Source organism: Flavobacterium sp. ACN6 (assembly GCF_002304005.1).
Taxonomy (GTDB): domain Bacteria; phylum Bacteroidota; class Bacteroidia; order Flavobacteriales; family Flavobacteriaceae; genus Flavobacterium.
Map to the genome: position 1 here is coordinate 133,566 of NZ_MRCQ01000015.1, position 7,335 is coordinate 140,900.

The 7,335-nt window shown below is 38.4% G+C and carries 1 pseudogene; it reads left to right on the forward strand.

Annotated elements, in window-relative coordinates:
• Window positions 1–246: 246 nt before the first annotated feature.
• A pseudogene (locus BSF42_RS19515) lies at window positions 247–7,335 on the forward strand (hypothetical protein); the annotation flags it as partial.

Here is a 7,335-nt window from a genome sequence, read left to right on the forward strand (position 1 = left end):
TGACTACAATCATTTTTCCTCACAAAAACTGGAACTTTTTTTATCTCTAGATAGGATTTGTTCTCTGGCATATTTCGATATGCCGAATTCAACATAAATTTTTTTAATAAACGTAGTTTAAAGACTGATTTCTTAGTTTTTAAATTTTGATTTAACTATTTGATTTTTAACTGATTGTTTAATTGCGTAGGTGCTTGCACTTACTGCGAGAGGTGTTTTATTGTCCATTTTCTAATCTTCCAAATTATGAAAAAAAATTTTACTTTTTGTAATCTCAAACATCGAATGAGATTATTAGGACTTTTAACTTTATTCTTTTTATGCACTAATGCATTTTCTCAAACTATTTGTAGACCTGTGTCTCAAACAAATAGTGCGGGAGGAGGACTTTTGTGTATAGGAGTAGATGTTAATAATCCGGCCAATGCTTTTGACAGTGCTGGCTTATCTACTTATGCAACCTTAACAAATGGTATTGGGTTACTAGGATGTGTTGCCGAAGAAACAGTAACCTTGAATCAGACGGCGAGGGCCGGTGATCAAATTGCTATTTACTTTGGTACAGGTAATAGCCTGCTGGATGTTAGTTTGTTATCGAACGCAACTGTTCAAGCAAAAAATTCAGGTGCCGACGTAGGTTCCAGAGTATCGTTAAACAGTCCGCTTCTGAACTTAAATTTATTAAGTGGTAATACAGTTGCAGTGGCGAGATACACTTTGAGTGGAGATGCAAATCAAATTCAGGTTCAAGTTGGTGGACTAGTAAGTCTGCTGGTGAACTTAAGGATTTATGATATCCGTTTAGAATTTGCACAGCCAACAGTAGCTGGAGGTTTAACACAAACAGTTTGTGCTGGTACTCCAACTACTCTTACTGCAGCTCCAGCGGCAGGAACTACACTTGCTTGGTATAGTTCAGAATTTTCTACAACCGCATTAGCAACAGGAAATACTTTTACTACTCCTGCATTGACTGCTAATACAACTTACTACATTGGAATCTCAAGAACAGCTGGATGCGAAGGAAATGTTCGTGTACCAGTTGTTTTAAATGTGTCTAATCCCGTTGCTCCAGCAATTAATAACACGGGTCAAAATGTTTGTTCTACGGGAGCTACGCAGCAAACGAATCTATCAGTTTTAAATCCTGTTCCAGGAACTACTTATTCTTGGTATTCTGCTGCAACGGGTGGAACTGCATTAGCAACTGGTACGACTTATTCACCAACGGTGCCTTTAGGGACTACTCCATTTTTTGTAGAAGCATCGATTGGAAGCTGTACAAGTACACGTACAGGAATAAGTGTTGTTTCGACAGCGGTTCCGGAAACGCCTACAGTTCTAACTCAAAGTGTCACAATTCAATCAGGTCAAAATGCGACTTTAAATGCAACAACTTCTGAAGTAGGAGCGCAATTAAATTGGTATGAAACTGCTGCAGGCGGTGCACCAGTGGCAACAAATACAGCAACTTTTACAACTCCCGTTTTAACGGCTACAAAAACATATTATGTTGAAGCACAAAGTCCAAATGGAAGGTGTGTGAGCGCGACTAGAGTACCAGTGATAGTAAATGTTCAGCCAGCATCTCTTGTTGGATGTCTTGAGGCTGGTAGTGAGCAGACTCTTGTAAATGGTTTATGTCTAGCTTGCGGCTTTGAAAATCCAAATAATGCTGTTGATGGAAATCCTGCGACGGGAAGTGGACTTAGTGTTCCTATTGGTTTGCTTACAGGATCTGTTCAGCAGACCTTACAATTTGCAAATCCTGGAAGAGCCGGTGATATTGTAGATGTTGAACTAGAATTTCCAGACGGACTAGCAGATGTCTCTTTAATTGGATATGTTAGTTTAGCAACGTATAATGGAGCGACTTTTAATAATGATAGAACACCAGTAAATAATAGTTTAATTAATCTACAATTATTAAGCGGAATCCGCTACAGAGCTAGTGTAGTTGCTGGAGCTAATTTTGATCGTGTAGAAGTTCGATTAGGTGGCTTAGCAACGTTATTGACGAGGGTCACTATTTATCAAGCTTCATACAGATATAAAGCCCCAGCTATTTCGGGTAATACAACTATTTGCAGTGGACAAACTGCAACAATAACTGCTGCTCTTGCTGCAGGAGAAACAGTAAATTGGTATAGTGCTGCAACGGGAGGACCTTCGTTAGCAGCTACCGCAACATTTACTACTCCTGTTTTAACAGCAGATACAACTTATTATACTGAAATAACAAGAAATGGATGCGTTAACGGCGAGAGAAATCCAGTTCAGATATTAGTTACTGATCCTGTAGCGCCTTCTGTTACCGCTCTTCCATTAAATCTTTGCAGTGGAAAAACTTCTACTTTAACTGTTCAGTCTCCAGTTGCTGGTACTACCTATAATTGGTATGATGCTGCAACAGGTGGAAATTTAATATTTACAGGTACTTCATTTACTACGCCACCATTAGCAACAACTACGGATTATTATGTGGAAGCTGTTATTGGAAATTGTTCCAGTACACGTTTTCAAGCTTCAGTAAATGTTAATCCAGTACCTTCAGTTCCTACGGTAGCTTCTTCTGTAGTTGTTATTCCTTCTGGACAAATCGTGACTTTACAAGTTACGAATCCTGTTGCTGGAGTAGTTTATGATTGGTATGATGCCGCAACAGACGGAACATTCTTATTTACTGGAACAAGTTATACTACACCTGCCTTAACAACTGATACGACATATTATATTTCTGCTAGAAATAACTCAGATTGTGTAAGTACTATAAGGACAGCAATTACTGTTGTTATTACACCAGCAGTTACAATTACATCATGTTTAAGACCTTTTACTCAAACGATCTCAAATAGTGGAGGTTTGTGTGCATTATGTGGAGCAGTTTCAGGTACTGAGGGACTTTCTGTTGATGCGGATTATAATACAGCAACCAGACTTCAAAACACTATTGGGCTAGGAGCTTATGTACAACAAAAACTTGATTTTTCTAATCTAGGATTTGCAGGAGATGTAATTGAAGTTGAACTTGGATTACCAGGTGCTTTGGATATCAGTGCTCTTTCTTATATTTCTTTAGAGAGTTATAATGGAGCAGCAAGTAATGGCGATGGTGGGGCGATAAATAATATTTTGAATGTGCAGCTATTAGGCGGTAATCGATTTAGAGCTAGTTTTATAGCTGGAGCTAATTTTTCAGGAGTTCAAATACGCTTAGGAGGAGTTGTTTCACTTTTAACAGAGTTAGATATTTATGGAGCTTCATTCAAATTTAAAGAAGCGACTATTACAGGTGCCACTGCGCCAATTTGCTCTGGACAGTCAACAGCATTAACTGCAGCGACGACGTCTGGAGGTACTCTTAGCTGGTATAGTGTTCCAAGTGGAGGAACAGCTTTAGCTGCCAATACAAATACTTATGATACAGGTAATTTAACAGCTACAACAACTTACTATATAGAAGAAGTAAGAGGTCTGTGTATTAATAGTGTTCGTCAACCTGTTACAGTTACAGTATTGCAAGTTCCAACAGATGCAGATATTAATATTGCAAGTTCAGTAACGGCTACTTGTGTTGGCGGAGCGGTTTTAGCACCTACGTCGAATATTGGTGGAGCTCAATTTAAATATTATACAGATCAGGTAAAAACAACAGAAATTGTAGATGGAACTACAATTGGGACAGCATCATTTGTAAAAGATGTAGTAACAGGTGTACTTACTATTTCTGGTTTAGCAACTTCAGGTGCTCCATATAATTATTATATAGCAGCTTTAAATGGAGGGACTTGCGAAAATATAAACGGAACATTAAAACAAGTTACTGTTACTTTCCCTTCTACTACTCCTGCGCCAGCTGTAAATGCAGCATTAGTGGGTTGTGGAAGTGCTAATTTAGCAGATGCTATTACAAGTTTTGATGCGTCAGGAAATACAACTTATAAGTTTTATAATGCAGCAGATGTAGAAATATCTGCAGTTGCAGCTGCAAATATTACTGTTGCTGGTGATTACTTTATAACATCGCAAGTAAATGGGGATACTTGTCCTTCTGCGAAAGCGGCTGTCAATGTTACAATTAATGCTTTGCCAAGCGTGGTTGTAACAGATCCTTCAGAATCAGTTGCTATTGGAACAACCGTTCTTTTAGTTGCAACGCCAACACCAACAGGAGCAGCGATTGCATGGTTTGATCCTCAAGGAAACGCTTTAGCAGGACCAGCATTTTCAACAGGACAATTAAACATTCCTGGAGTTTATACTTATACTGTGGTTGTAAGCAGCGGTTCTTGTAGTGCAACTGCAACAAAAATTATAAATGTGATTGATTTGAGCAATTGCCAATCATTGAACGAAAGAGTATATGCAAATGGTCAGTCAGCTGGAAATATACTTACAGGGGGAGTTTCTAATCCTGGAAATGCTATTGACGGAAATCCTCAAACATTTTCAACAATTACAACAGGTTTAGGACTATTGGGTGTTGGTACAACTTGGCAGAATTTAACTTGGCCAGCTAATATCGTAAAAGGAACTCCCGTAACGGTAAAATTAGGATCAGAATACAGTTTGTTAGCTGTTGGTCAAAATTTATCAGTTATTGGAACTAAAGCAGGAGTTGATATTGGAACGATGCAATCTGTATCGGGTTCATTATTAAACCTAATCTCTGGGGATAATACATATGAGTTTACTTTTGTTCCATCAGATGCATCAGGACCTCAAGATTATGACGGAATTAGAATTCAGTCTGCTTCCGTTTTAAGTCTAGCTCAAAATACAAAAGTGTTTGATGCTTATTATAACAGATCTGTTACAAGTGTAACTTGTACTCCAGGAGATATTCAAGATGTATTTTATGGAGCTACAGATATTGGAATAGGAGCGGCTACTGCTTTGGTTGGTGTTAGTGATGCTTTTAATGTGGCAGATAATGATATTTCTACTTTCGCTACAATGTATAGTGGAGCAGGAGTTTTAGCAGCTGCAGATTTAACAGTCCAGTTTAAAACACCATCAGTAATAAGTGATTCTTTAAGAATAGTAATTTCTAAACCAGGAGCACTTTTAGATGTTAATTTACTTACTGGTTTTACTATTCAGCGTTACTTAGGAAATGTAGCTGTAGGAGATCCAATTCAAAATACAAGTCAATTGTTAAGCTTAAGATTATTGCCGGGAAATTCTTTGGCGGTGGTTTTAGTTTCTTCACCAACAGAAATTTACGATAGAGTTAGAATTCGATTTGGAGGAGTTGCGAGTGTGTTAGATTTCTTAAGAGTTCATACTGTAGAAAGAACTGCAAATACAACTGTTACTGGAGCAGATCCTCAAAATAAAATTATAGTTTGTCCAGGAACCGATATTACTCTTCAAATTCCTGAAGATGGATGTTCAACTTATATATGGTATGATGCTGAAACAGGAGGAAACTCAGTTGCTACTGGTCCTACTTTTACAGTTCCGGCAAATTTAGCAGCAGGAATTTATAAATATTACGTACAACCGGTACGTTACGGTTGTGCAACATTTGCAAGAGGAGAAGTAACTGTTGAAGTTAAAGCTTCTGCTCCAATAAATGCTTTAACAGATATTACTTTAAATGGAGGAACAGCAACTTCAGTTTGTTCTGTTTCTGGAAATGTAACATTAGCAACAAGTTTAAGCGGAACACCAGTTGTAACAAATCCAGTTTATTCTTGGTATAGTTTTAATGGAACTACAAGTCAGTTAATTCCAGGTGAGACAACTGCACAGTTAGTAGTAAACGGATTAGCTCCAGGAACTTATACATATTATGTTGGAGTGAGTTCAGATCAATTTTGTGAAACTGCTACTGCAGATAGAAAGCAAATTACTTTCACAATTTTGCCTCCTTCAAATGTAAATGATATTTTAGTAGATGACGTAACAGTGTGTCATAGTTTGCCAGTATCATTAACACCAAGCGCACCAGCTTTATCTAGTCCAGTATTTACTTGGTATTTAGATGCGGCTAAAACACAGCCAATTACAAGTGGAGCAACTATAAACGCTGTTACTTATACGATAGATGCTGCAGGTGTATTGACTGCTGTAGGCTTAACAAAAGCAATGAGTCCGATTACTTATTACGCAGCTGTTTCAAGTACAAACACTTGTGAAAATCTTGCAGGTACATTACAAGATGCAGTAATAATGATTAGTGATCCAAATACACCAACAACTGGTGATGATACACAAGATTTCTGTCAAGCAAATGCACCAACAATTGCTAGTATTCAAGTAAACGAGAGTAATGTTGTTTGGTACGATGCACCAACAGCAGGAAATGTAGTTGCTTCAACTACCGCTTTAGTGAACGGTATTTATTATGCAGCTGCAACAGATGCTGTAACAGGTTGCGAAAGTAGTGTAAGATTAGCGGTAACAGTTACCGTTAATAATCCTGCAACACCAACATTGGTAACAGCAGGAACACAAAACTTCTGTCTGGTAAACGCGCCAACATTTGCGAGTATTCAGACTAATGAAACTAATATTGTGTGGTATACAGCTTTAACAGGCGGAACATTGATTCCGTCAACAACAGCTTTAACTACAGGACAATATTTTGCAGCGATTTCAGATGCAGCTTCTGGATGTGAAAGTGCAGTAAGATTAACAGTTGATGTAATTGTAAATAACCCTGCGACACCTACACTGGTAACAGCAGGAACACAAAACTTCTGTCTGGTAAACGCGCCAACATTTGCGAGTATTCAGACTAATGAAACTAATATTGTGTGGTATACAGCTTTAACAGGCGGAACCTTGATTCCATCAACAACAGCTTTAACTACAGGGCAATATTTTGCAGCAATTTCTGATCCAGTTACTGGTTGTGAAAGCGCTTCAAGATTAACAGTTGACGTGATTGTAAACGATCCGGGAACTCCGACATTGGTAACAGCAGGAACACAAAATTTCTGTCAGGACGATGCACCGACGTTTGCGAGTATTCAGACAACTCAAAGTAATATTGTTTGGTACACAGCATTGACAGGCGGAACAGTTATTCCGTCAACAACAGCCTTGACAACGGGACAGTATTTTGCAGCAATTTCAGACACCGCTGCTGGTTGTGAAAGTGCAGTAAGATTAACAGTTGACGTGATTGTAAATAACCCTGCAACACCAACATTGGTAACAGCAGGAACACAAAATTTCTGTCAGGACGATGCACCGACGTTTGCGAGTATTCAGACAACTCAAAGTAATATTGTTTGGTACACAGCATTGACAGGCGGAACAGTTATTCCGTCAACAACAGCCTTGACAACGGGACAGTATTTTGCAGCAATTTCAGACACCGCT